Here is a 23,772-nt window from a genome sequence, read left to right as displayed (position 1 = left end):
CCGCTCAGCCGAGCCACGACGGCTTGCGCTTCTCGAGGAAACTGCGTACGCCTTCGCGCCCTTCGTCGGATGCGCGGATGCGCGCGATGCGTTCGGCCGTCTCCGCGATCAACGCTTCGTCGATGTGCTTGCCGGCGAAATCCGCAACGAGCTTCTTGCACTCGCGCACGCCGTTCGGGCTGTTCGCGGCGATGCTCGCGGCGATCGCATCGACGCGCGCATCGAGCTGATCGGCGGCGACGGCTTCGTGCACGAAACCGAGCCGCAGCGCAACGGCTGCGTCGAAACGCTCGGCCGACACGAAATAGCGATGCGCCGCGCGCGCGCCCATCGCGCGGATCACGTAGGGCGCGATCGTCGCGGGCATCAGGCCGAGCTTCGCTTCGGAGAGACAGAAGTGCGCGCTGTCGGCGGCGACGGCGATATCGCACACGGCGACGAGGCCCATGCCGCCCGCATACGCATCGCCCTGCACGCGCGCGATCACCGGCTTCGAGCAGGTATAGATCGTGTTGAGCATTGTCGCGAGGCCGAGCGCATCGGCGCGGTTTTCCGCCTCCGAATAGCCCGCCATGCGCTTCATCCAGTTGAGGTCGGCGCCCGCGCAGAACGCCGGTCCACTCGCCGCGAGCACGATGACGCGCACGTTGGCGTCGTCGTCGAGCGCGCGGAAGGCGGCGGTCAGCTCGACGATGGTCGCGTCGTCGAACGCATTGCGCACGTCGGGGCGATCGAGCGTCACGCGCGCGACATGTCCTTCGATGCCCAGCGTCAGGCGTTGCAGATTGGATGCGTCGGTCATGTGTCGTCTCCTTGATACGCTCGAATTGAGCGCTGCTCAATTTATCTTTACTGCGAACCTGTCTTTATCGAGAAGTGTCGGCGAAAAGCGCGCGGCCGGTCAACTCAATTCTTTGAGCCCGACTCACAAAGCCGCCGCTCGACAATCATCCGACAAGACTCATGACCGATATGTCACGCCGCGAACATGCGCGGACGTAATATAGTCGTATATATTACGGTGCTCGCGAAGCCACGCCGCCGCACGCTCGCGGCCATTCGAGGTGCCGCCGAAGTCGATCCATAACCAGAAATTCAACTCGATTCAAGGAGCTTTACGTGAAGACTCGCATTCTGCGCGCTTTGTTTTCCGCGTTCGTGCCGCTCGCCGCGGGCATCGCTGCAACATCCGCGCTCGCGGGTGAAGTGCAGGTCGCGGTCGCGGCCAACTTCACGGCGCCCGTGCAGGCGATCGCCGCCGAGTTCGAAAAGGATACGGGCAACAAGGTCGTCGCGTCCTTCGGCGCGACGGGTCAGTTCTACGCGCAGATCAAGAACGGCGCGCCGTTCGAAGTGTTCCTCGCCGCCGACGACACCACGCCCGCCAAGCTCGACAGCGAAGGCGCGACCGTGCCCGGCAGCCGCTTCACCTATGCGACGGGCGCGCTCGCGCTGTGGTCCGCGAAGGACGGCTACGTCGACGACAAGGGCGAAGTGCTGAAGAAGAACGCGTTCACGCATATCGCGATCGCGAATCCGAAGGCCGCGCCGTACGGTCTCGCGGGCTATCAGACGCTCGACAAGCTGGGCTTGACCGCCGAAATCAAGCCGAAGGTCGTCGAAGGTCAGAACATCTCGCAGACGCAGCAGTTCGTCGCGACGGGCAATGCGGAGCTCGGCTTCGTCGCGCTGTCGCAGATCTACAAGAACGGCAAGATCACGAGCGGTTCGGCCTGGATCGTGCCGGGCAATCTGCATGAGCCGATCAGGCAGGACGCGGTTATCCTGAACAAGGGCAAGGACAATCCGGTCGCGAAGCAATTCCTCGATTATCTGAAGGGTCCGAAGGCCGCCGAAGTCATCAAGTCCTACGGTTATCAACTGTAATTCCGCCGATGCCGCTCGATAGCGCCGACCTCCAGGCCATCACGCTGACGCTCGAACTCGCGGCGCTGACCACGGCGCTGCTGCTCGTGGTCGGCACGCCGATCGCGTGGTGGCTCACGCATACGCACTCGAAGCTGAAGGGCATTGTCGGCGCGGTGGTGGCGCTGCCGCTCGTGCTGCCGCCGACCGTCATCGGCTTCTATCTGCTCGTGCTGATGGGGCCGAACGGTCATGTCGGCAAGCTTACGCAGGCGCTCGGCATCGGCTTGCTGCCGTTCACGTTCGCGGGGCTCGTGGTCGGCTCGGTGATCTATTCGCTGCCTTTCGTCGTGCAGCCGTTGCAGAACGCGTTCGAGGCGATCGGCCGGCGCCCGCTCGAAGCCGCCGCCACGCTGCGCGCGGGACCGTGGGATACGTTCTTCACGGTGGCGCTGCCGCTCGCGCGGCCGGGCATCGTCACGGCGACGATCCTCGGCTTCGCGCATACCGTTGGCGAATTCGGCGTCGTGCTGATGATCGGCGGCAATATTCCGGGGAAAACGCGCGTCGTGTCCGTGCAGATCTTCGATCACGTCGAAGCGCTCGAATACGCTCAGGCGCACTGGCTCGCGGGCGGCATGGTGATATTCTCGTTCATCGTTCTTCTGCTGCTCTATTCCAGCCGACGTTCCGTTGCGGCTCATGTCTGAACTCACTTCATCCCGCCTGACGCTCGAACGCGCGCGCAGCAGTTCCAGCGAAGCCATCGACGCGCGCTTTCTCGTCGAGCAAGGCCGCTTCACGCTCGATCTCGATCTCACGCTTCCCGGGCGCGGCGTCACCGCGATCTTCGGCCATTCCGGCTCGGGCAAGACCACGCTCTTGCGCTGTCTCGCGGGACTCGCGCGGCCGCGCATCGGGCGGCTCGTCGTCAACGGCGAAGTCTGGCTCGATACCGAACGCAACGTCTTTCTGCCAACGCACAAGCGTCCGCTCGGCTATGTCTTTCAGGAGGCAAGCCTCTTTCCGCATCTGAGCGTGAAGAAGAATCTGCGCTTCGGGCTCGAACGCGTGCGCGCGGCAACACGGCGCGTCGATCTTTCTCAGGCGGCGGAGCTGCTCGGCATCGGACATTTGCTGGAGCGCATGCCGGCCGGCTTGTCGGGCGGCGAACGGCAGCGCGTGGGCATCGCGCGGGCGCTGTTGACGAGCCCGCGTCTTCTGCTGCTCGACGAACCGCTCGCCTCGCTCGATCAAAAACGCAAGCTCGAAATCCTGCCGTATCTGGAACGCCTGCACGACGAGCTCGATATCCCCGTGCTCTATGTGAGCCACGCGCCGGAAGAAGTCGCGCGGCTCGCGGATCATCTCGTGCTGCTCGAAAGCGGGCGCGCGCTCGCGAGCGGCCCGATCTCCGATACGCTCGCGCGCCTCGACCTGCCGCTCGCGCTCGCCGACGACGCATCGGTCGTGTTCGAAGGCGTCGTCGATGGATACGACAGCGCGTATGGCCTGCTCACGCTCGTCTTGCCGGGCTCGCGCGCGAAGCTGACGGTCGTGCACGCGCCGCTGGCCGAAGGTAAAACCATGCGCGTGGCCGTGAAGGCGCGCGACGTGAGTCTCATCACCGGTACGCACGAGCACGCGCGCAGCAGCGTGCTGAACGTGCTGCCCGCGACGGTCGTCGGCATTGCGGACGATGCGAATCCATCCCAGGCGGTCGTGCGGCTCGATGTCGGCGGCTCGCCGCTGCTTGCCCGCGTGACGCGCTACTCGCTGGACCGGCTCGGCGTCGCCCGCGGCATGCAGTTGTGGGCGCAGGTGAAAGCGGTGTCGCTACTCGCCTGAGCGCGCCTTCAGCGCGGCGTATTGCAAAAGCATGATCGTCTTGCCGTCCATGATCTCGCCGCGCCCGATCATCTCCAGCGCGGTTTGCAGCGGCACTTCGATCGTCTCGATCTCCTCGCCCTCCTCCTCCACGCCGCCGCCGTCCGACACGCGCATCGAACTGTCGTAATCGCCCAGATAGAAGTAGAGCTTTTCGGTCACCGATCCGGGGCTCATGAACGCCTCGAAGATTTTTTCGACGTGATGCACGCGGTAGCCCGTTTCCTCCTCCACTTCGGCGCGAATGCGCTCTTCCGGCGACGCGTCGTCGAGCAGGCCGCCGGGCGTCTCGACCAGCATGCCGTGATGCCCGTTGACGAACGCAGGCATGCGGAACTGGCGCGTCAGCAGCACGTTGCCGGTTTTGCGGTCGCGCAACAGGATGGTCGCCCCGTTGCCGCGGTCATAGGTTTCGCGGCTTTGACGCTGCCAGGTGCCGTCGCGGCGCAGGAAGTCGAACGTGACTTTCCTGAGGACGTACCAGTCGTCGGATAGCACTTCCGTCTTGAGGATGCGGATACGGTCTTGGGTTTCCATCGGGCTCACCTGATCGACAATTCGTTAAGCTCATGGTAGCGTGCAGTTTCGTGCAACATCAAGCAAATTCGTGCAAAACAATGTTGACCAGCCAACGCAAGAAAGCGATCCTCGATGCGCTCAAGCGCGATGGACAAGTGCTCGCCAGCGATCTGAGCACGCGCTTCGGCATCTCCGAGGACACGGTGCGACGCGACCTGCGCGAGCTCGCCGCCGAAGGCCTGCTGCAACGCGTGCATGGCGGCGCGCTGCCCGCGTCGCCCGCGGTTGCGCCGTTCGCGCGCCGCGAGGAAATGGAGTCGGACGCGAAGCGGCGCATCGCACGGAAAGCGGCGGAGATGATCGCGCCGGGGCAAGTCGTCATCATCGATGGCGGCACGACGTCTGCGCTGCTGGTGCGTCATCTGCCGGAAAATCTGTCCGCGACGGTCGTCACGCATAGCCCGAGCGTCGCGGTCGCGCTGGCTGAGCATGCGTCGGTGGAGGTCGTGCTGATCGGCGGCAAGCTGTACAAGCATTCGATCGTCACCGTGGGCGCGGCCGCCGTCGAAGCCATGTCACACGTTCACGCGGACATCTATTTCATGGGTGTCACAGGCGTGCATCCGGCCGCCGGCCTCACCACCGGCGATTTCGAGGAAGCGCACATCAAGCGGGCGCTCGCGGCGCGCGCGGCGGAAACCGTCGTGCTCGCGTCGGCGGCGAAGCTCAATGCGGCGTCGCCGTACCGGATCGGCGGTATCGAACTGGCGCAGACGATCATCGTCGAGAACACGACCGACGCGAAGCTCGTCGAGCCCATCGAGCAGGCGGGAATCACCGTGCTGCGCGCTTAGAACTACGACACTTTATTACCGGGTAACGCGCTGAAAAATACGCGCGGTGGGCTGTAATTGAATTTCCCCCGCAACTGGAATAGCGTTTAAAGATTCGCCATGTGCGATCGACGGCCGAGGGCGGATTTCCGTCAAGGTTATCGACGCCGCGAACAATTTTTCTGGAGAAGGTCGTGAATCGCCTGAAGGCTTTTATTGCGCTGTCGCTGATCGCGAGCGCGGGCGTGGCCGCCAATGCGCAAGCCTGGTCGCGCGTCGGCGTGTGGGTCGGCGGACCCGTGTATTACCCGTATCCGGTCGCGCCGGCTCCGTATTACTACTATCCGCCGCCGCCCGTGGTCGTCGCGCCGTCGGCGCCGGTTCAATATGTCGAACAGGGCCAGCCGGTCGCCGATCCGGGCGCGCCCGCCCAGCAGCCCGGCATGTGGTACTACTGCGACACCGCCAAGGCCTACTATCCGTACGTGAAGCAATGCGCCGCCGCATGGCGCCCGGTTCCGGCAACGCCGCCGCCATCGAACTGATGCTTCCGGCATTCCGAACATCGACCACGAAGCGAATTTGCAAGAATCTATGAACTACTCAAGGCTCGCCCTGCTCCTGGCGGCGATTGGCGCAACCGGCCTTTCGGCCTGCACCGTGATGCCGACCGGACCCAGCGTGATGGCGCTGCCCGGCAGCACCAAAACGTTCGACCAGTTCCGCGCCGACGATGCCTCGTGCCGCCAGTTCGCGCTCCAGCAGGTCGGCGGCGTGGACGCGAATCAGGCCGCCACCAATAGCGCAGTGGGCAGCGCTATCGTCGGCACCGCGCTCGGCGCGGCGGCGGGAGCGGCGTTCGGCGGCGGCTCGGGCGCGGCCATCGGCGCGGGCGCGGGCTTGCTGACCGGCAGCGCGTATGGCGTCGGCGCGTCGCAAGCTTCGGGCTACAACGTCCAGCAGCGTTACGACTACGCGTATCTGCAGTGCATGTACGCTGCCGGCGACAAGGTGCCGGTGCGCGGCGCCGTGCACACCGTGCCGCCTTCCGGCGCTTACACCACGCCGCCGCCTCCACCGCCGCCGCCGGGCTGGCAGCCGCCTCCGCCGCCGCACAGTTGAGGGTCTAGCGCCGCACGAGCGGCGCTTCGGGCACGAACGCCGGCGCGACGAGCAGGCCCGTCACCCAGCCAATATAGAAGCGCAAGTCGCTCCAGAACTCCGACCGTTCATACACGCGAAACGCCTGCACGTGCGCGAGCCACAGCACGAGTTGCAGCGTGCCCGTCAGCGCGAGCCAGACGAGCGCAATCACGCCGGTCGCGCGGGCGCAGCGGCGGAAGGTTGACGCATCCCACTGCTCGCGCACGATGATGCATCCCGCGATCAGCACGCAGACGGCCGGAATCACGCTCGTCACGAGCACGTGCGCGCTCCATCCGAATATCACGCCGACGATCAGGCTGACGATTACCGCGAACGCCGCCATCGGCCACGCAATCCACGACGGCCCACGCGCCGCCATCCACGCGATGGTGATGAAAAACGGCGTGATGGCCCATTGCAACGCGGTCGCGACGGCTTTCGCGAGGTTCTCGCCCGCCTGCTCGTTCGAATGGCTCGCCGCGACATACACGGTGATCGCTTCATGCACGCAGACGGCGACGACCGCGAAGCTCAACGCCTCGCACGCGGCAAAAGCCGGTGATTTCTCCGCGTGCGCGGGTGCATCGCCGAAACCACGCAAGCGCTCCAGAACCGGTTCGACGAAGAACGCGAGAATCGCGCCGATCAGCAGCGCGGCGGCGGCATCGGTGAGGGAGAAATGGCCGAACAGGGAAAAGAGGCCTTGCCACAGGAATTCGGGCGCGGCGGCGCACACGGCCACCCACAGGGCGAAGAAGAACCCGTTCGAAGCACTTCTGAGCGGCATGGCCACCTCGATGCGTTTTATTGCTCAGGCAGCGGCGCGTCCTTCACGCGTTCGATCAATGCCGCGCGCACACGCTCGCGCAGATCGGCGGGCATCGAAAAACATTCGTAGGCGAGCGCCTGCGCAACCGTCACGACTTTCAATTCTTCATAGCAGCGTCCGCTGCCGATCATCGCTTCGAAGGCATTGGCGCGCTCGTTGATTTCGATGGGATCGACATCGACGAGCAGCACGGCGTGCGCGAGCACGGCGTAGAGCGGCTGATCCTTGTCGCCGTGCGGCACGCGCCGCCAGTATTGCGCGGTGCCCGCGATTTTGCGGGCGTCGCCGCCGGGGCCCCACGCGAGATTGAAGCGGCCATCGCAGAACGAGCCTTCGACCGCTTGCCAGTGCGTCAGCACGCCGAGCGAGTTGAGCGCATCCGCGACGATCCTGCACAGATGCACATAGATGGTTTCGGAGAGCGTGCCCATAGGCGCGCGCACCGGATACGCGAGGCTCAGATTGAGAATGCCCGGACCTTGCGGAACGAGCCCGCCGCCCGAAAGACGCAGCCATACCGGACAGCCGCGCCGCGCAAAGGCTTCGCGCGCATCGGCGAGCGCGGCGTAACGCTGGTAGCTGCGCGGCGCGACCAGCGAAACGGGCGCTTCCCAGATGTGCGCGACGGCGTCGCCGGCGGCTGCGCGCGCGAGAAGTGCTTCCTCGGCGTCGAGAGGATCGCCGGAAAGGGAAGCGGGATCGATCAGTTCGAAGGACATGGAATCGATGTCGGAGCGCGCCGCGAACAGCGCCATCCACGCATGGTAGCCAATAACCGGGAAAAGCGAGCGCGCCCCGTCGGCGGCCTTCGCAGACGGGGCGCCTGCAGGTCAGGATGCGATCACGCGCCCTTTCCCACCTGCTCCTTCAACAACGCGTTCACCTCGTTCGCCTTCTCCATCTGGCTCATGTGCCCGGCGTCATCGAACACGCGCACGGTCGCGCCTTCCGGCGCATTTTTCGCGTGCGCGGCCGGGATGATCTGGTCTTGCGCGCCCCAGATCACGAGCACCCGCTTGCCGGTCGCGGCGAGCTTGCTGGCCGGCTGCGCGGTCTGCTTGCCGCCCGCGAACAATCCGCCGTTCAGGGATGTAAGCGCGTCGCTCACGCCGTCGAGCCGCTTGTATTTCAGCAGATCGTCGAGCATCTGGCGGCTCACCAGCTCCGGATTCGCGAACAGCAGTTCGACGACCGGCTTCAGCTCGCGGCGCGATTCGGCCGTGACGAAGCCTTCGGTGTACGCGTTGTTCACTTCATCGCCGAAACCGGCCGGCGAAATCAGCGACACCGACTCCACCCGCGCAGGCTGATCGACGGCCATCTGCGCCGCGATGCCGCCGCCCATAGAATGGCCGACGAGATGCGCTTTTTCGATGCTCACCGCATCCATGAACTTGCCGACGAAGCCCGCGAGATCGGCCAATGTCGTGCCCGGCACCTTGGGCGTCGATTGACCGTGGCCCGGCAAATCCAGAGCGAACACGCGATGCTTCTCCGCGAGCGCATCGAGATTGAAGAGCCAGTTGTCCAGATCGCCGCCGAAGCCGTGGATGAACAGCACCGCGGGCCGGCTCGCGTCGTCGCCGCCGCGCGATGCGTAGCGCACGCGGATGCCTTCGACATCGACGAAGTGATACGCCGCGGCTTCCTCGCCTTCCTCGTCGTCCTCGGCGGGCGTCACGTATGAGGAGACGTACGCGTCGATATCGGCGTCGCTCACGTCAGCGGGCGCGAGCACGCCGAGCAGCGCCTTCACCGGCAGCGTATCGCCCGCCGATGCCACGCGGCGCCGCAGCAAACCGGCATCGGGCGCTTCGACGGCATTCGCGATCTTGTCGGTTTCGACATCGAGAATCGGCATGCCGACGGTGATCTCCGTGCCCTCCTCCACGAGCCATTCGTTGACCGTGCCTTCCTTCATCGACAAGCCCCACTTGGGCATCACGATCGGTGTGATTGCAGACATCAGTGCTTTCCTCCCTTCATGGTTTTTCGTGCGGCGTCGGCGATCTGCGCGGCGCTCGGAATGTAGAGGTCTTCGAGCGTCGGCGAGAACGGCACCGGCGTATGCGGCGCGCAGACCATCTGGATGCCCGACTTCAGCGCGCCGAACGCCTGCTGCGCGACCTGCGCGGAAATATCGGTGGCGATGTTGCAGCGCGGATTCGCTTCATCGACGACGACGAGCCGTCCCGTGTTCTCGACCGTCTCCAGCACGGTGTCGATATCGAGCGGCGACAGCGTGCGCAGATCGACGACTTCCGCTTCGATGCCCTCCTTCGCCAACGCCGATGCCGCCTCGAGCGCGCGATGCACCATCAGGCCGTACGTGACGATGGACACGTCCTTGCCGTCGCGCACGACATTCGCTTCGCCGAACGGAATCGCGTATGAGTTCTCGGGCACTTCGCCTTCGAAGCCGTAGAGGTTCTTGTGCTCGCAGAAGATGACCGGGTCGTTGTCGCGGATCGCCTGGATCAGCAATCCCTTCGTGTCGTACGGCGTGCTCGGGCACACGACTTTCAAGCCCGGAATGTGCGTGAACAGCGAAGTCAACATCTGGCTATGCTGAGCCGCCGCGCGAAAGCCCGCGCCGACCATCGCGCGAATCACGACGGGCGTTTCCGCCTTGCCGCCGAACATGTAGCGGAATTTCGCGGCCTGATTGAAGATCTGGTCGAAGCACACGCCCATGAAGTCGATGAACATCAGCTCCGCGACCGGACGCATGCCGCACGCCGCCGCGCCGATCGCCGCGCCGACGTATGCCGATTCCGACAAGGGCGTGTCGAGCAATCTGTCGCCGTGCTTCGCGTAGAGTCCCTTCGTCACGCCTAGCACGCCGCCCCACGCGTCTTTCTCGCCGTCCGCGCCTGCGCCGCCTACGATATCCTCACCCAGCACGATCACGCTCGGATCGCGCTGCATTTCCTGATCGAGCGCTTCGTTGATCGCCATCTTCATGCTCAATTTGCGGGCCATGATTGTCGTCTCCTGAATTCAATATTTGACGTAGACATCGGTGAGCAGATCGGCGGCGGTCGGCAAAGGCGCGTCCTTCGCTTCCTGCACCGCGCGATCAATCAGCGCGGCGACTTCCTTGTCGATCGCATCGAGTTCTCCGGGGGAAATCACGTCGGCTTGCGTGACGGCGGCCGCGAACTTCTTCAGGCAGTCCTTGTTCGAGCGGATATCGTCGAGCTCGCCCGGCGCGCCGTAGGTCTGCGCGTCGCCTTCGAAGTGGCCGTAGAAGCGGATCATCTTGCATTCGAGCAGCGCGGGCCCGCCGCCTTCGCGCGCACGTTTGATGACTTCGCCCGCCGCTTCGTACACCGCGAAGAAATCGGTGCCGTCGACGGTCACGCCGGGAATGCCGAAGCCCGCCGCGCGGTCGACGTAGCTATCCACCGCCGTGCCGTAATCGCGCGCGGTCGATTCCGCATAGCCGTTGTTCTCGATCACGAAGATCACGGGCAGATTCCACACCGCCGCGAGATTCAGGCTTTCGAGGAAGGTGCCCTGATTGGACGCGCCATCGCCCGCGAACGTGATGCCCACTTCGCCCTTGCCGCGAAACTTCGCCGCGAGCGCGGCGCCGCAGATCAATGGCGCGCCCGCCCCGAGAATGCCGTTCGCGCCCATCATCCCCTTGGAGAGATCGGCGATGTGCATCGAGCCGCCCTTGCCGTTGCACGAACCGCCCTTCTTGCCGTAGATCTCCTTCATCATCGCGACCGGATCGACGCCCTTCGCGATGCAGTGTCCATGTCCGCGGTGCGTGCTCGCGATTCGGTCGCCGTCGTTCAGATGCGTCATGATGCCGACGCCCGCCGCCTCTTCGCCCGCGTAGAGATGCACGAAACCGGGAATATCGCCGCGTCCGAAATCGACGTGCAAGCGCTCTTCGAAATCGCGGATCGTGCGCATCTTGCGATACGCGCTCAGCAGTTCTTCCTTGGAGAGCGGCAAGCCGCCCGCGTGTTGCGTAGCTGTCATCTCTGTCTCCTTCGTTGGGTGGGTCTAGCGGGTATTGCTCATGGACTGAGGCGACTGACGCATCAGCCCGGACGCCGCCGCGTAGCGCATGCACGCGGCGACATCGATGCTGCGAAAGGCGTTTTCCCGGAGCGTGACGGTCACTTCGTCGCCGGGGCTAAAGGCGAGCTCGCGTTCGCCGTCGAGCGCGACGATGCCGGTGCGCTGCGTCACGCGATGCGGCACGCCGTCCGAAAGACGCGTCCAGCTCGCGATCGGCACGGGCTCGACGAGGCCCGGCGCGATGGGCGCGTGCAGATCGAATTCGCCTTTGCCCGGCGCGGCGAGCTCGATCGCGACGCCGCCCGCGTCGTGACGCCCGAGCGGTTCGAGCAGTCCGGCGATGGCCGACATGCCGATCGCCTGCGGGTCGGCGTAAGAGACGTAGACGGCGGCGAGCGTGTCGATCTTCCACAGCGCCCGCGCGCCGATGAAATGCTCGTGCGAGATCACGGCATCGACGAGCGCGATATCGCGGCGCACGTCGCCGTTCGAATCGCGTATCTCGATGTCGAGCCGCTTGTTCGATGCGAGCGCTTCGTTCGACGGAACGCGGCCCGTCGCGTAGAGGCCCGCTGCGAGTCCGGCTATCGTCGGCTCACGCATTTCCGGATACGCGTTGTTCGTGCCGGTCGAAAGACCCGCGATCGGCACTTGCCCGCACTCACGCACGACCGCGCGGTGCGTGCCGTCGCCGCCGAGCACGATGAGCGCATCGACGCCGGCCTCGCGCATCATGCGCGCGGCGCGGAAGGTGTCGTCGACGCGCGCGGTCACGGGCATATCGAGGAATTCGACTTGGGCGAGCGCGGCGTCGGGGCCATGCTTGCGCGCGAGATGGCGCTGGAGCATGACCTTGAGGCCTTCGCGGTCCGGCATCATCAACACGCGCCCGACGCCGCACGCCGCAAGCGACGACAGCAGCCGCAACACGATGTTCACGCGATCGGCAAGCTGAAGGCTGTTCGCGTTCGCGATGACGCGGCGAATGTCGCGCGCCGAAACCGGATTGGCGATGATGCCGACGAGTGGCGTTGCGCTATCACGCATGCGCTATGTCTCCTTGTGGTCCGCCTGGAATCGTTGTGCGGCGGATAAAGGCAAGCGCTATGCCAATTGAAAAAGCGAGGGAATACCCGAAGAAAACGGGCGATAGGCGGGGGTGTACGGGGTGCCGCCGTGACAGGTGTCACAGCGGCAGATGTATCGGGGGGTACAGGCGTATCGCGTGTTCAGTGGCCGTTCGCGTCGCGCTGATTCGGCGACTTGATGCCGTAGCGCGCCATGCGCCGATACAGCGTCATGCGGCTCACGCCGATCTGCCGCGCGACCGCGCTCAGATTCCAGCTTGCCGCGCGCAAGTACTGCATCAGCAGCATGCCTTCGGGCGGAAGCCGATGCGGATCGAATTCCTCGACGACGCGCGGCGGCAGCTCGACCGGCGCGGCGGCGCCCGCGAATCCTTCCGGCAGATCGTCGATGTCGATCAGTCCGTTCGAGCACACCGCGCGCGCATAACGCAGCACGTTACACAGCTCGCGCAGATTGCCCGGCCACTCATGCCGATGCAGCCGCTCGCGCACCGCCGGCGACAACGCGACGGGACCGCGCGCGGCGTCATTGCCTTCGTCGAGTAGCTTGCGGATCAGCCAGTCGAGATCGGTTCGTTCGCGCAGCGGCGGCAGCGTGAAGCGCGCGCCGTTCAGGCGGTAGTACAGGTCTTCGCGGAATCGTCCGTCGTGCATGAGCGCGTCGAGCGAATGATGCGTCGCGGAGATCACGCGCACATCGACCGACACGGGCCGCGATGCGCCGATCGCGAGCACTTCGCCTTCGGCCAGCACGCGCAGAAGACGCGATTGCAGCTCGCGCGGCATGTCGCCGATTTCATCGAGAAAGAGCGTGCCGCCATCGGCTTCCTGAATCAGCCCGCGCTTGCCCTTCGCGCCCGCGCCCGAAAAGCTGTTCGGCAGATGCCCGAACAGTTCGCTTTCGATGAGCGTCTCCGGAATCGCCGCGCAATTCACCGCGACGAACGGCCCCGCGCGCCGCGCGCTCGCGCGATGCAGCGCCTTCGCGAAGAATTCCTTGCCGCTGCCGGTTTCGCCATTGACGAGCAGGTTGATCGGCGAATCGACGAGTTTCGCGGCGCGTTCCAGTTGGCGCGTGAGCGCGGCATCGCCACCGCATAGCGCGGCCAGCGGCGCGGGCACTTCCACGCTGCGTGGCGAAGCCGCGTTCGTCGTCGGCGTGAAGCACGGCGCGGGCGGCATCACGCTCAGGTAAAGCAGCGCGCCCGAGCGCGCGAGCGGCACGGCGCGCAACTCGCTCGGCCGCGAGTACACGAAGCGGCCCAGCTCTTCGATGCGCGCATCGAAGAGCGTGTCGAACGGCACGCCAATCAGCGATGCCGCCGCCTCGCCCGGCGCGATCGGCCGGCCGATTTCCGCGGCGAGCATCGCGTGCGCGCGGCGATTGTGGCCAACGATGCGCCCGCTCGCATCGAGCGCGATCAGATATTCGGGGTCGACATCGACGAATTCCGGCGATGTGTTCAGCTTCAGAATCCAGTCCTGCCGATGCGTGCGCAGGAAGTTCGCGTTCTCGATATGGCCCGCGTAGATCCGCACGAGCTGCAGCGCGAGGTTCTGGCTGTCGCGCGCTTGCGGCGATGTGAGCGCGGAGATATCGAGGATCGCGGAGAGCGTGCCGCGCGAATCGAAGAGCGGCGCGGCGGTGCAGGTGAGCGGGATGTGCGTCGCGTCGAAATGATCGATCTGATGAACCGTGAGCGCCTGGCCCGTCGTGAGCGCGGTGCCGACCGCGCACGTGCCCGCGCCCGCTTCGCTCCATTCCGCGCCGAGATAGAGCCCGGCATGGCGCAGCGCGGAATCGGTGTTGGCGTCGCCGATGTAATCGACGGTCACGCCGAGCGCATCCGTCAGCAGCACGACGTAGCCCATGCCCGCGACCTGCTCGTAAAGCGTCTCCAGGCCGTGACGGGCAATACGCGCGAAATCGTCGATGCGCTGCTGATGCTCGCGCAACCGCGTCTGCGGCAAGATGCGCGCTTCCTGCATCCGCGACGGATCGAGCCCGTACTGATGCACGCAACGCCGCCATGAACTCTGAATGATGCCGTCGTGCGTGCGCGCGGAACCGAGCGCGTCGGCCCGCGTGGTGGCCGCGACGACTGCCTCGATGTGCTCGCGTTGCCGCATGTCCATGCGTGCTCTCCTTGTCTCCGGACGCGTCAGGCGTTTATCGGCGCATGGCAGCGCGCTTTCGTTTTTATTCGCCTCCTGGCATTGCTCTCATTCTTTCGCTCGCGAGCGCGGCATTCACCGATTCGCACGAGCGTGTCTCAGGCCATATGATGCTTGAATCGGCGGAACGCGTCATGCGGCGGGAGCGCTGCGCCGCAACAAAGGCGCGCCGATAACCGAGCGCATCAAAACGAAAATACAGGAGACGACGGATGGCGAAGATCGCTTACGAAGATTTCGAGCGACAGATCGTGCAGCATCACATCATCAAGGGCAATGTGTATGAGAACGGCGCGGCGCTCGTCGAGCGCGCGAACAAATGGATCGATGAGAACGGTATCGACGTGCTGAACGTCGAGAGCCTCTCGACGTTCGGCGCCGGCGACGATACCAGCGTGAGCCACTGGTACTCGGGCATTCGCGTCTGGTATCGGACCGCGTAGAAGGACGCGTCAGCCGCGGCCGACGAACGGCATCTTGGTCGCCATCACGGTGTGGAACAGGACGTTGGCCTCGAGCGGCAGATTCGCCATGTACAGGACCGACTGGCCGACGATCTTCACGTCCATCATCGGTTCGATGGCGATCTCGCCGTTCGCTTGCGGCACGCCCTTCGACATGCGCGCGGCGAGTTCGGTCATCGCGTTGCCGACATCGATCTGACCCACCGCGATGTCGTACTTGCGGCCATCGAGCGATGCCGATTTCGTAAGGCCCTCGACCGCGTGCTTCGTCGCCGTGTAAGCCGCCGAGTTGGGGCGCGGCGCGGTCGCCGAAATCGAGCCGTTATTGATGATGCGGCCGCCCATCGGCGTTTGTGCCTTCATCGTGCGGAACGCCTGCTGCAGGCAATAGAACATGCCGTTCAGATTGATATCGACGACACCGCGCCATTGCTCGGGCGTCCAGTCCTCGAACGGCCCCGGCGGATTCGACACCCCGGCGTTATTGAACAGCAGATCGACGCGGCCGAAGCGCTCCACCGCCGCCGCGAAGAGTTTTTCCACCGATTGCGGATCGGAAACATCGGTCGGCACGGCGAGCGCGCGGTCGCCCGCGTTGGACTCGCCGATCACCGCTTCGAGCGGCGCGGGACGCCTTCCCGCCAGCACGACCGACCAGCCGTCGCCGAGCAGGGCTAGCGCCGCCGCGCGCCCAATGCCGCTGCCTGCTCCGGTGACGATGGCGATTCGTTGAGACTGGTTGGCTGCGTCAGACATGTCGGCGTTCTCCTGTTGTTATGCGCGCGACACATGCGCGCGCTAATCGGGAGAACATTATCGACGATGAATCAGCGATTACGCGATGCTTCCGTCGTAACCGGGTCCGCCGTTGCCGTCGCCGTTGCCGTTGCCGTCGTGGTGTTGTGCATGCTGCTGCCGTCGCAGAAGATGGCGGTCATCATCATCGGCACGACCTGTTTGATGACGGCCGTGCTGCCCGATTCCCGCACTTTCGCCTCGACCGTCTCCGCACCCGCGAGCACGACCACGCCGTATGCGGAATCGTTGATCGGCTGGCCGCTGCCGCGCTTGAACATGTCGTCGCCCTGCTCGTAGCCAAGCACGGCGTAGACGCGAAAGCCGTAGGCGGTCAGCTCGCTGCCCGGCGTCGGTTTGAAGGCGTTGACCGAGTTCGCCTCGACGCGCATGGGCCGCGCATCGATGGATTTGTCGGCGACAAGCGGCGCGATGAACCTGTGCGCACTGGATTTGCAGTCGAGCTGGCTTTCGAGAGGCGTTGCATAGCATAGGCTGGGCAGCAGTCCCCCGACCACGGCAGCGAATGCGGTGAGCGTTGCGAGAGGAACGGTTTTCATGGCAGCGTTAAACGAACGGTTCGTAAGGCCGACACTGATGCTCGGGCATCCGCATCGATGCAATAAGCGAGCCAGCGAACCGGCCCGCACCTCGCGCACGCGCTGCATCATTCCCGCAAGGGCTGGGTTTATTGTGTGTTGGTTGACTTCTTGACCGTGGCGCTACGCGCAAATCCTCGTGCTCGTGCAGTGATTCCTACAATCGATTCTGTAGTCGACGTAAAGACAGATTCTGCGCTTCGACATGCCGAGTCTGTACGAGATCCCTCAATCTTTTCTTTTCGATGCGTCGATCCGATGACAGCGCGCAAAAGACCGCGCGAACGAGAAATTCGCGAAATCGTTATATTCAGCGATTCGACCTTCGAGGACCTTACATGACAGTGCTTTCGGATTTCCCCATCACCCGCAAATGGCCTGCTCAGCATCCCGAGCGCATTCAGCTCTACTCGCTGCCGACGCCGAATGGCGTGAAAGTCTCGATCATGCTCGAGGAGACCGGCCTGCCCTACGAGCCGCATCTCGTGCGCTTCGACAAGAACGATCAGATGTCAGACGAGTTTCTGTCGCTGAATCCGAACAACAAGATTCCCGCGATCATCGATCCGGACGGACCGAACGGCGAGCCGATGCCGCTGTTCGAATCCGGCGCGATTCTCGTCTATCTCGCGGCGAAGAGCGGACAGCTCATGCCCGACGACATCGCGAAGCGCTACGAGACGCTGCAATGGCTCATGTTCCAGATGGGCGGCATCGGCCCGATGTTCGGTCAGGTCGGCTTCTTCCATAAGTTCGCCGGCAAGGAATACGAGGACAAGCGGCCGCGCGCGCGTTATGTCGCGGAGTCGAAGCGGCTGCTCGCGGTGCTCGACAAGCGGCTCGACGGACGCGACTGGATCATGGGCAACGCGTACAGCATCGCGGATATTTCGGTGTTTCCGTGGGTGCGCAATCTGATCGGCTTCTACGAAGCGCGCGAGCTCGTGGATTTTCACGAGTTCGCGAACGTCGAGCGCGCGCTCGGCGCGTTCCTCGCGCGGCCCGCCGTGCAGCGCGGCCTCGAGATTCCGAAGCGCGACTGACGCTCGTTCACGCCCGCGCGACTTGGCGCGGGCATCCTCGTGTTTTGTCGCATTCGCGCACGCAAACGTATGCGCCGCGGCATTCATCCGGCTGTCACACAACCGTCTTATAGCCCCGGTAGATTGCGCTTTCCAAAAACGTCTGATCATTGGCCGCTTCGCGCCGCGCAACGCCGCGCTCCAGGCCCGCAGACTTCCTCGCGCACTTCTCTCCTCTACCGAACATGTCAAAGCTCACCGTCAAGGCGCGCCTCGCGATCGTCACGGGCGCGGTTGCCGCCGTGCTCGTCGCCGTCGGCAGCGTCGGATTATTCGGCGTCCAGCAAGGCAATGCCGCGCTGCGTCACGTCTTCGAAGGCCGCGCGCAGGCGCTGCAAACCATCTCGACCATCGACGAGCTCATCACGCAAAGCCAGTTTGCGATCAGCGACGCCGTGCTCGATCCGTCGGCGCAAAAGACGCAGACCGTCGTTGCGGCGACGCAGCAGCGCATCACGAAGATCGACGCCCTGCTCGGCCGCTATCTGCGCTATCCGCTCGATGCCACCGAAGCGCCGCTCGCCAAACGCCTCGCCGCCGATTGGGCGACGTTGCGCGACAAAGGCTTTCTCCCGACGACGAATCTGCTCGCCGCGAACAATCTCTCCGAGGCGCAATGGATTGTCACGCAGCAGATCGAGCCTTCGGCCGCGCGCGTCAAGAAGGAAAGCACGGATCTGCGTGCGTTCCAGCTCACCGCCGCGCAGCAGGAGTACGACGAAGCGCAGCGCGTGAGCCGCATCGTGCAGTGGACGGTCGGCGGGTGCATCGTCGCGGGCGTCGCGCTCGTCGGATGGCTGTGCTTTTCGATGGCGCGCACGCTGATCCGTCAACTCGGCGGCGAACCGGCGCTCGCGGCCAGCGTCGCGCGGCGCGTGTCGCAGGGCGATTTGCTGATGAACGTGCCCGTCGCGCCCGGCGACACGCAAAGTCTGATGCACGCGATGAGCCTGATGCGCAGCCAGCTCGCGTCGATAGTCGGCGACATCAAGCGTTCGACGGACACAATCGGTATCGCGGCGGCGGGCATCACCGAAGGGAATCACGCGCTGTCCACGCGCACCGAAGAGCATGCGGCGAGCTTGCAGCAGACATCCGCGAGCATGGAGCAGATCGCGTCCACGGTGCGTGCGAACGCCGATCACGCGAACCGCGCGCGCGAGCTCGCGAAGGAAGCGTCGGCCCGTGCGAAGGACGGTGAGCGCGCCGTCTCCGATGCCATCGCGCGCATGACCGATCTGGCTTCGCGTTCGTCACAGATCGGACAGATCACGGATGTCATCGAATCGATCGCGTTTCAGACGAATTTGCTCGCGCTGAATGCGGCAGTCGAAGCGGCGCGGGCGGGCTCGCTCGGACGCGGCTTCGCGGTCGTCGCGGAGGAAGTGCGCGCGCTCGCACGCCGTTCGTCGGGCGCGGCGAAGGAAATCTCGCAGTTGACGCGCGAGGTGAACGCGCATGTCGAATCGAGCGGCTCGACGGTGAAGCGCGCCGGCACGACACTCGCCGATTTGCTGGAATCTGTCGACAGCGTATCCACGCTGGTCGAAGCGATTGCGACTGCTTCGCGCGAGCAAAGCAGCGGCATCGACGAAGTGAACGACGCCGTCTCGCAGATGGACCGGCTCATGCAAAAGAACGCGGCGCTCGTCAGCGAAGCGGCGACGGCCGCCCTCTCGCTGGATGTGCAAGCGCGCGAGCTCAGGCAGACCGTGCAGGCCTTCCAGGTTTGAGGCTTTGAAATTCGCCGCGCGTGCATGCATTGCTCGCGCGGTTTTTTTATGGCGCTCGCGATCGTGCAAAGAGCGACTTTCGCCGTCACCGACGCGGTTTGCATAACCGGTTCGCAATGGGAGGCGAAGCAGCGCGCGAATTTCGCACGGCGCATGAAATGCGTTACGCATCAAGACGTTGGGCCGGCGATGCTCAGGATATCCACATGCTTGTGCACCAAAACTGTGGAAATCTTTTGGGTTGCGGTGCATCACCTCCCTACCTTCAGGTAGAACACTTAAGTTGTTGAAGCAAAGGTGTTTCCGATAGGTTGCTGTTCGCCTACGGGCGGGCCGTGACGGATTGCCCCTTATCGGGGGCAGTTCGATTCGTGGTTTGGTAGCCGAGACTCCTAAGCCCGTCATTTGGGCACCCGCCCGCCTCTATCCGAGAGACAGAAGGTGGGATAGGCGAACAGGAAATCGGTATGTTGCAAGAACGCGAACACCCGGCAACAAAGCGATGCAAGCCTGATGGGTCGCTCGGGCCACCCCAAACACAGCGCACCGGGCAATATAGCCAGATGCGTGCTGGAATCCAGCGCGTCGCCAACGGAATGTCAACGACACTGCGCCAGTACCGGGGTGTATGGTTCGACACCTGTTTGCACCATTTGCAGGATGCTCTGGTGAAGGCAACGAAGCGTTACGAAAAAAAGCGCCCATTCTGCACGTCCAATTTAATATGGATTACGTAGAATGATTCAGGCGACTCCCGACGTCGCTCGCGCAGCAAGTTAATATATCGAGCATCAGCAACCCATTTGCCCCGCTTCACGCGGGGTTTTTTTCGGGATAACGAAATCATGAGAGATGTTCAAGGGCGCGATGTAGCAGTACTGAATGGACAGACCGATCACGGCGAAGCCATTATCGAAGCCGCCGAAACGTTCACAGTGAAAGGCGCGCGCGTCGCGCTCGATGGGCATTTGACAGAGTGCCCAAAATGCAGCGGCACATTCCCGATCCTCGCGAGCGGCAGCATGACCCATCGGGGCAGGCGTGTCGCTCAGTTGGGCGACAAGACAGCGTGCGGTGCAACGCTGATCGCGGGGTAATACATGGCAGAAAACTTACAGATGCATGTGCTTGGATTGCACTGCGACGCGCTGCCCGAGCCGGATTATTTCGGCACGCCGTTTCTCACACCGACACGTCTTCGCGGCACCGAAGGGCTAAGCGAACTCTTCGAATATGTCGTCACCGCCCGTATATCGGACGGGCGCCACAACTTGCTTACGACCGACCAACACTTCGACATTGCGGCGATTGTCGGGGCCGAAGCCACGGTATCGATCGAAGTCACCGGCAAGGGTAAGACCATTTCCAGCGTCTCCGGCTGCAGTCTCGGCGCATACACGCGTGAGATCACCGGCCTTGTGAGTGCGGCGCGCATCGTCGGCCCCGATGGAAGCTCGATGATCTACGAGCTGACCTTGCGCCCGTGGCTGCACCTTGCCACGCTGAACCAGACGAGCCGGGTGTTCCTCGGCATGAACGTCGTCGAGGTCACACGCGAGGTGCTGAACGGCTACGCGTACCGGGTCGACTACCGCATCAGCGCGTGGGAATTCTCGAATGGCATGTTTCCCAAGCGGGACTACCAGCGCCAAGCCTTCGAAAGTGATTACCAATTCCTGTGCCGCTTATGGGAAGAATGGGGCATCTGGTTCTGGTTCGAGCACACCGAGGGCTTTCATCGTCTGGTCCTGTCGGATTCGATGAGCACTCATCGGCGTCACGAGCTTGCCTACGAGACACTGCGCTTTCACGCTGCGTCGGACAACCGGCTTGACGAAGAACACATCGACCGGCTTTCGTTGACGAGCGAGATGACGACCGCGCACGTGGCGATCAAGGACTACGACTACACTCGCTCAGGCGGCGTGCGTGCCTTTCCCCCGATGGAGCACGTCGCGGAGGATCAGCGCGATCTGAACTACCCCCGCGCCGAACACTATGACTGGGGCAACTTCAGTCAGCCACTCGAAGGCGGGCTCGCGAACGCCCCGAACGACCCACTCGCCGAAGCCCAGTATCTCGCGCACGTGCGGCTCGATGCCCTGCGCTGCGCGGGCGCACGCGCGCATGGGCATGGACATCTCACGGGACTCATTCCGGGCCGGTACTTTCAACTCATCGGCTACCCGCAGAAAAAGGCCAACGCCGAGTATCTGGTCGTATCCTGCACGCTCGACATTCACGAAGTCCATACGCGTTCAACCGTTTCAACTACCAACAACAAGAACGGAGGGTAAACGAATGCGAGTTGCACCAAAGCGAAAGCCACAAACCCCCGTCACGCCGGCACAGATTGCGGACATCCTCAGAGTGTCTGAGATTGGCGCGCAATGGGTGGCAGGAAAGATCACCATTGAGCAGGTTCAGGAGATGCTCGGCAAGTTCAAGCAATACAACATAAACAACCGGCTTCGCTACTACTACGACGGACGCGGATTTGGTGCCGACTTCGAATTAAATGAAGAAGCGGAAGCTGAGCAAACAGGGATGGGAAGAACATTCGAGATTGGCCCAGAGTCATGGATGTCCGCCAGCATCCCCCGGGAAATCTTTGAACAGCGGCTCGGACTGCATCGCAAGCAACCGGGCGAACTGATTGATGGTGCTCGTAAGGAAGAGACCGAATACTTGCGCATTCCAATTTTTGACACGCAAGATCCAGACGAAGTGGGCCTTAATTTGCGACTGCCCATGCCAAACGATTCACCTTTTGACGTTCATGCACTATTCGTGTACCGGGTCATTCCCGAACAGCCTGCCGAAGCCAAGTTCGAAACCACCACGAACTTTCGCTCGTTCAAGATTTACCGTCGCTACCTGATGCCTGAACAACTGGAGGAACGCAACCATGCCAAGCGCCTGAAATACGGCGCAATGAACCTGCGCTCGGGCATGATGTGTCCCGAGACAGGGTGGTGGCAGGTGTGGCTCGACAAAGACGCGGGCGAGGATGCCACCTTTTGGAATGCCACAGGATATGAGGGGTCCGGTGCCGTAGACCTTCGCTTTGCGGGAGACCCATTTCCAATCAAGCGTCTGTTAAAGGGCGGGCAGGCCAACGCGAACTACACGTGGGTTAAACCTTATCGGAAGAGGTAGCCGGTACAAATGCCGCTGGCCGATATCGACGATGCGAAGGTGGCCGAGCCGTTCGTGCTGGTTGACAACCGTTCTGGCTTGCGTATCCCGAACCAGCCCTATCGCATCTTGCTGGACAGCGGACATCTCATCGAAGGGCGCACAAATGATGCGGGCGAACTGACGCAGGTTTTCGCGGACTCGATTCAACCAGCGATCGTTGAAATCCTTCATAACGATGGCACCGGCAATCCAGCCGCGATCTTCGAAACCATGTTGACTCGACCCGTCGAGCCGCAGCAGCCTGCTATCGTTACCGCAAAGAAAGGCGATACCGAAGTAAATGGCCGGACGCTTCAGCGTAACCACATAGAAGAAACTTCCTCTGATAACTATTTCGCGTTGTGCCATCCGTATAACTGGGGCATGCGCTACAGCAAGAAAAGTAGCAATGGCTCGAAGACAAGTCTCGATTTTCCAGTGATCGCTGAGTACGCGGAGCAGCTTGCAGATGTGCTACTTGAAAAATTCAAGTGGGGCGATAACTATCTTGGCAAGGGTACGCAGAAATTCACCATCGTGCCAGCGTGGATTGATGTTCAAGTTACCATGCCGAACGGAGAGAAAGGGATCAGGAAAGACCTCGCTTTGGACGAGAACTCTCGCAACGCCATCCGCATATCAATCGAAGAAGTAATCGCGGTGGCGCTCACGTCAGCAAAATCGGGTGTCTTCGCGATTCCAAAAAAAGCGCTGCCTTCTGTAACAGTAACCAACGAATCATTAGATGGCGACGCAAAAGGTGTATTCTCGGACCAAAGTTGGACCCTCATAATAAATACACAAACGTTCAAATATCTGTTTGAGAAACTTGAGCAACAAGAGCGCTCACAGCGAGTCTCCGAAACAAAGAGAAAACTCAAGGAATTTGTGGATACGGTTTTTCACGAAACGCGTCACTGTCAACAGCATTTCTGGATATATGCAATGGCAGTTCAGACGCCAAACAACTTTCCCAAAACGCCAAACATCGTAAATTGGCCGGGCATTATTACGACAGGCAATCGGAAGGGTGAGGCAATCTTAAAGCTGGCGAGACAACAACCAATACCCGACGATATGCTCGTGCTCTCCGGAATCAAGCAGATGGTAACGGGAATGTACGTCTGGAATCTCGGCGTTTGGAAATCGAGCAACGCACGAAGGTTCGGTAAATGGTATCCCATACCTACCGCCACTAATGATGAAGAACTCGCTCGGGAATATGATGCCGCGTTCGAGCAAGCGAAGGATGTTTTAAACCAAGTCGGTGCAGGAGGCACAGCAATCAATGTGGACAATCTGGTTTATGAGCATACGGCCGAGGGGTATCGATCGCGGCCTTGGGAAGATAATGCCTTTTACTGCGGAGAAATTGCAGGCGAATACTGGGTCTCAGGCAAAGCGCAAGATGGCATGTCTGATAATCGGTGCAGCCGTGCTTACGCATTTGCATATAACACCGGCTCAGGCAGGCACAACGCCGCTAACAACCGAAAAACGGTCTCTGGAAGCGGACCCGCTTCAAATGGAGGCTAAAC

General features: G+C 62.8%; 25 protein-coding genes. 13 read left to right on the top strand and 12 right to left on the bottom strand.

The window, feature by feature from the left end; translation table 11 throughout:
• Nucleotides 1-4 precede the first annotated feature (4 nt).
• Entirely contained in the window at nt 5-802 is a 798-nt protein-coding gene (locus AC1Z32_RS07200) for an enoyl-CoA hydratase/isomerase family protein (RefSeq protein ID WP_483477991.1), read from the bottom strand.
• Nucleotides 803-1,119: 317 nt separating this feature from the next.
• Between AC1Z32_RS07200 and modA the strand changes: the two genes are divergently transcribed.
• The 3 genes from modA to modC are packed head-to-tail and all read left to right on the top strand — an operon-like array spanning nt 1,120 to nt 3,714.
• Complete coding sequence (modA, locus tag AC1Z32_RS07195; RefSeq protein ID WP_483477990.1) at nt 1,120-1,887, top strand: molybdate ABC transporter substrate-binding protein; 768 nt, start codon at nt 1,120-1,122, stop codon at nt 1,885-1,887.
• An 8-nt stretch (nt 1,888-1,895) separates the two neighbouring features.
• The gene (gene modB / locus AC1Z32_RS07190) at nt 1,896-2,576 is read left to right on the top strand and encodes a molybdate ABC transporter permease subunit (protein WP_483477989.1); all 681 of its coding nucleotides are present in this window, start codon (nt 1,896-1,898) and stop codon (nt 2,574-2,576) included.
• Nucleotides 2,569-3,714 (top strand): molybdenum ABC transporter ATP-binding protein, encoded by a 1,146-nt coding sequence (gene modC / locus AC1Z32_RS07185; RefSeq protein ID WP_483477988.1) that lies wholly within the window; start codon nt 2,569-2,571, stop codon nt 3,712-3,714. Before modB ends, modC begins: the two co-directional genes overlap by 8 nt.
• Here the strand turns inward: modC and AC1Z32_RS07180 are convergent.
• Entirely contained in the window at nt 3,703-4,290 is a 588-nt protein-coding gene (locus AC1Z32_RS07180; protein WP_483477987.1) for an NUDIX domain-containing protein, read from the bottom strand. The two genes, modC and AC1Z32_RS07180, sit on opposite strands and share 12 nt — an antisense overlap.
• A gap of 32 nt (nt 4,291-4,322) precedes the next feature.
• On the opposite strand from AC1Z32_RS07180, the gene AC1Z32_RS07175 reads away from it, so the two are divergent.
• From AC1Z32_RS07175 to AC1Z32_RS07165, 3 genes are all read left to right on the top strand, one after another.
• On the top strand, nt 4,323-5,126 hold the full coding sequence (locus tag AC1Z32_RS07175; RefSeq protein ID WP_483477986.1) for a DeoR/GlpR family DNA-binding transcription regulator: 804 nt from the start codon (nt 4,323-4,325) through the stop codon (nt 5,124-5,126).
• A gap of 173 nt (nt 5,127-5,299) precedes the next feature.
• Nucleotides 5,300-5,650, top strand: coding sequence for a hypothetical protein (locus tag AC1Z32_RS07170; protein ID WP_483477985.1), 351 nt, complete (start codon nt 5,300-5,302; stop codon nt 5,648-5,650).
• 49 nt (nt 5,651-5,699) lie between these two features.
• Nucleotides 5,700-6,227: a YMGG-like glycine zipper-containing protein gene (locus AC1Z32_RS07165; protein WP_483477984.1), complete on the top strand. Its 528-nt coding sequence runs from the start codon at nt 5,700-5,702 to the stop codon at nt 6,225-6,227.
• A gap of 4 nt (nt 6,228-6,231) precedes the next feature.
• On the opposite strand, the gene AC1Z32_RS07160 is transcribed toward AC1Z32_RS07165, so the two are convergent.
• From AC1Z32_RS07160 to AC1Z32_RS07130, 7 genes are all read right to left on the bottom strand, one after another.
• Entirely contained in the window at nt 6,232-7,038 is an 807-nt protein-coding gene (locus tag AC1Z32_RS07160) for a hypothetical protein (protein ID WP_483477983.1), read from the bottom strand.
• 17 nt (nt 7,039-7,055) lie between these two features.
• Nucleotides 7,056-7,799 (bottom strand): lipoyl protein ligase domain-containing protein, encoded by a 744-nt coding sequence (locus AC1Z32_RS07155; protein WP_483477982.1) that lies wholly within the window; start codon nt 7,797-7,799, stop codon nt 7,056-7,058.
• A 122-nt stretch (nt 7,800-7,921) separates the two neighbouring features.
• The gene (locus tag AC1Z32_RS07150) at nt 7,922-9,046 is read right to left on the bottom strand and encodes an acetoin dehydrogenase dihydrolipoyllysine-residue acetyltransferase subunit (RefSeq protein WP_483477981.1); all 1,125 of its coding nucleotides are present in this window, start codon (nt 9,044-9,046) and stop codon (nt 7,922-7,924) included.
• A complete protein-coding gene (locus tag AC1Z32_RS07145) occupies nt 9,046-10,062 on the bottom strand; it encodes an alpha-ketoacid dehydrogenase subunit beta (RefSeq protein WP_062609977.1) in 1,017 nt (338 codons plus the stop codon). The genes AC1Z32_RS07150 and AC1Z32_RS07145 overlap by 1 nt, the downstream gene beginning before the upstream one ends.
• A gap of 18 nt (nt 10,063-10,080) precedes the next feature.
• Nucleotides 10,081-11,076, bottom strand: a complete 996-nt coding sequence (locus AC1Z32_RS07140; protein ID WP_483477980.1) for a thiamine pyrophosphate-dependent dehydrogenase E1 component subunit alpha — start codon at nt 11,074-11,076, stop codon at nt 10,081-10,083.
• 24 nt (nt 11,077-11,100) lie between these two features.
• Nucleotides 11,101-12,165 carry an ATP-NAD kinase family protein gene (locus AC1Z32_RS07135; RefSeq protein WP_483477979.1) on the bottom strand — a complete coding sequence of 355 codons (1,065 nt, stop codon included), beginning with the start codon at nt 12,163-12,165 and terminating at the stop codon, nt 11,101-11,103.
• 182 nt (nt 12,166-12,347) lie between these two features.
• On the bottom strand, nt 12,348-14,342 hold the full coding sequence (locus AC1Z32_RS07130; protein WP_483477978.1) for a sigma-54-dependent Fis family transcriptional regulator: 1,995 nt from the start codon (nt 14,340-14,342) through the stop codon (nt 12,348-12,350).
• 251 nt (nt 14,343-14,593) lie between these two features.
• Here AC1Z32_RS07130 and AC1Z32_RS07125 point away from each other — a divergent pair, with 251 nt between their 5' ends.
• Nucleotides 14,594-14,824: a hypothetical protein gene (locus AC1Z32_RS07125; protein WP_483477977.1), complete on the top strand. Its 231-nt coding sequence runs from the start codon at nt 14,594-14,596 to the stop codon at nt 14,822-14,824.
• A 9-nt stretch (nt 14,825-14,833) separates the two neighbouring features.
• Here AC1Z32_RS07125 and AC1Z32_RS07120 read toward each other — a convergent pair whose 3' ends face one another.
• Together AC1Z32_RS07120 and AC1Z32_RS07115 are read right to left on the bottom strand one after the other, a co-directional pair.
• Nucleotides 14,834-15,601, bottom strand: coding sequence for an SDR family oxidoreductase (locus tag AC1Z32_RS07120; RefSeq protein ID WP_483477976.1), 768 nt, complete (start codon nt 15,599-15,601; stop codon nt 14,834-14,836).
• Nucleotides 15,602-15,672: 71 nt separating this feature from the next.
• Nucleotides 15,673-16,311, bottom strand: coding sequence for a hypothetical protein (locus tag AC1Z32_RS07115; protein ID WP_483477975.1), 639 nt, complete (start codon nt 16,309-16,311; stop codon nt 15,673-15,675).
• A 266-nt stretch (nt 16,312-16,577) separates the two neighbouring features.
• Here AC1Z32_RS07115 and AC1Z32_RS07110 point away from each other — a divergent pair, with 266 nt between their 5' ends.
• Nucleotides 16,578-17,282 (top strand): glutathione S-transferase N-terminal domain-containing protein, encoded by a 705-nt coding sequence (locus AC1Z32_RS07110; RefSeq protein WP_483477974.1) that lies wholly within the window; start codon nt 16,578-16,580, stop codon nt 17,280-17,282.
• A gap of 224 nt (nt 17,283-17,506) precedes the next feature.
• A complete protein-coding gene (locus AC1Z32_RS07105) occupies nt 17,507-19,054 on the top strand; it encodes a methyl-accepting chemotaxis protein (protein ID WP_483477973.1) in 1,548 nt (515 codons plus the stop codon).
• A gap of 791 nt (nt 19,055-19,845) precedes the next feature.
• On the opposite strand, the gene AC1Z32_RS07100 is transcribed toward AC1Z32_RS07105, so the two are convergent.
• Nucleotides 19,846-20,022 carry a hypothetical protein gene (locus AC1Z32_RS07100; protein WP_483478238.1) on the bottom strand — a complete coding sequence of 59 codons (177 nt, stop codon included), beginning with the start codon at nt 20,020-20,022 and terminating at the stop codon, nt 19,846-19,848.
• On the opposite strand from AC1Z32_RS07100, the gene AC1Z32_RS07095 reads away from it, so the two are divergent.
• The 4 genes from AC1Z32_RS07095 to AC1Z32_RS07080 are packed head-to-tail and all read left to right on the top strand — an operon-like array spanning nt 19,990 to nt 23,770.
• Nucleotides 19,990-20,151, top strand: coding sequence for a PAAR domain-containing protein (locus tag AC1Z32_RS07095; RefSeq protein WP_483478224.1), 162 nt, complete (start codon nt 19,990-19,992; stop codon nt 20,149-20,151). The genes AC1Z32_RS07100 and AC1Z32_RS07095 overlap by 33 nt on opposite strands.
• 3 nt (nt 20,152-20,154) lie before the next feature.
• Nucleotides 20,155-21,351 (top strand): type VI secretion system Vgr family protein, encoded by a 1,197-nt coding sequence (locus tag AC1Z32_RS07090; protein ID WP_483477972.1) that lies wholly within the window; start codon nt 20,155-20,157, stop codon nt 21,349-21,351.
• Between the two features lie 4 nt (nt 21,352-21,355).
• A complete protein-coding gene (locus tag AC1Z32_RS07085) occupies nt 21,356-22,213 on the top strand; it encodes a hypothetical protein (protein ID WP_483477971.1) in 858 nt (285 codons plus the stop codon).
• Between the two features lie 9 nt (nt 22,214-22,222).
• Nucleotides 22,223-23,770, top strand: a complete 1,548-nt coding sequence (locus tag AC1Z32_RS07080) for a hypothetical protein (protein WP_483477970.1) — start codon at nt 22,223-22,225, stop codon at nt 23,768-23,770.
• Nucleotides 23,771-23,772 lie beyond the last annotated feature (2 nt).

Source organism: Caballeronia sp. 11_S32 (assembly GCF_056930355.1).
Note: the sequence above shows the minus strand (reverse complement) of the source record. Positions and strands in the feature narration are given on the sequence as shown.

Bases quoted from the DNA above. Each gene is read 5' to 3' on its own strand.
- AC1Z32_RS07105 (WP_483477973.1), top strand. From the start codon at position 17,507: ATGTCAAAGCTCACCGTCAAGGCGCGCCTCGCGATCGTCACGGGCGCG.
- AC1Z32_RS07155 (WP_483477982.1), bottom strand. From the start codon at position 7,799: ATGTCCTTCGAACTGATCGATCCCGCTTCCCTTTCCGGCGATCCTCTC.
- AC1Z32_RS07110 (WP_483477974.1), top strand. From the start codon at position 16,578: ATGACAGTGCTTTCGGATTTCCCCATCACCCGCAAATGGCCTGCTCAG.
- AC1Z32_RS07085 (WP_483477971.1), top strand. From the start codon at position 21,356: ATGCGAGTTGCACCAAAGCGAAAGCCACAAACCCCCGTCACGCCGGCA.
- AC1Z32_RS07090 (WP_483477972.1), top strand. From the start codon at position 20,155: ATGGCAGAAAACTTACAGATGCATGTGCTTGGATTGCACTGCGACGCG.
- AC1Z32_RS07160 (WP_483477983.1), bottom strand. From the start codon at position 7,038: ATGCCGCTCAGAAGTGCTTCGAACGGGTTCTTCTTCGCCCTGTGGGTG.
- AC1Z32_RS07125 (WP_483477977.1), top strand. From the start codon at position 14,594: ATGGCGAAGATCGCTTACGAAGATTTCGAGCGACAGATCGTGCAGCAT.
- AC1Z32_RS07140 (WP_483477980.1), bottom strand. From the start codon at position 11,076: ATGACAGCTACGCAACACGCGGGCGGCTTGCCGCTCTCCAAGGAAGAA.
- AC1Z32_RS07120 (WP_483477976.1), bottom strand. From the start codon at position 15,601: ATGTCTGACGCAGCCAACCAGTCTCAACGAATCGCCATCGTCACCGGA.
- AC1Z32_RS07145 (WP_062609977.1), bottom strand. From the start codon at position 10,062: ATGGCCCGCAAATTGAGCATGAAGATGGCGATCAACGAAGCGCTCGAT.
- AC1Z32_RS07115 (WP_483477975.1), bottom strand. From the start codon at position 16,311: ATGATGCAGCGCGTGCGCGAGGTGCGGGCCGGTTCGCTGGCTCGCTTA.
- AC1Z32_RS07165 (WP_483477984.1), top strand. From the start codon at position 5,700: ATGAACTACTCAAGGCTCGCCCTGCTCCTGGCGGCGATTGGCGCAACC.
- AC1Z32_RS07200 (WP_483477991.1), bottom strand. From the start codon at position 802: ATGACCGACGCATCCAATCTGCAACGCCTGACGCTGGGCATCGAAGGA.
- AC1Z32_RS07175 (WP_483477986.1), top strand. From the start codon at position 4,323: ATGGTAGCGTGCAGTTTCGTGCAACATCAAGCAAATTCGTGCAAAACA.
- AC1Z32_RS07180 (WP_483477987.1), bottom strand. From the start codon at position 4,290: ATGGAAACCCAAGACCGTATCCGCATCCTCAAGACGGAAGTGCTATCC.
- modC (WP_483477988.1), top strand. From the start codon at position 2,569: ATGTCTGAACTCACTTCATCCCGCCTGACGCTCGAACGCGCGCGCAGC.
- AC1Z32_RS07130 (WP_483477978.1), bottom strand. From the start codon at position 14,342: ATGGACATGCGGCAACGCGAGCACATCGAGGCAGTCGTCGCGGCCACC.
- AC1Z32_RS07100 (WP_483478238.1), bottom strand. From the start codon at position 20,022: ATGCCCATCGAGCGCGACGCGCGCGCCTTTCACTGTGAACGTTTCGGC.
- AC1Z32_RS07150 (WP_483477981.1), bottom strand. From the start codon at position 9,046: ATGTCTGCAATCACACCGATCGTGATGCCCAAGTGGGGCTTGTCGATG.
- modB (WP_483477989.1), top strand. From the start codon at position 1,896: ATGCCGCTCGATAGCGCCGACCTCCAGGCCATCACGCTGACGCTCGAA.
- AC1Z32_RS07080 (WP_483477970.1), top strand. From the start codon at position 22,223: ATGCCGCTGGCCGATATCGACGATGCGAAGGTGGCCGAGCCGTTCGTG.
- AC1Z32_RS07135 (WP_483477979.1), bottom strand. From the start codon at position 12,165: ATGCGTGATAGCGCAACGCCACTCGTCGGCATCATCGCCAATCCGGTT.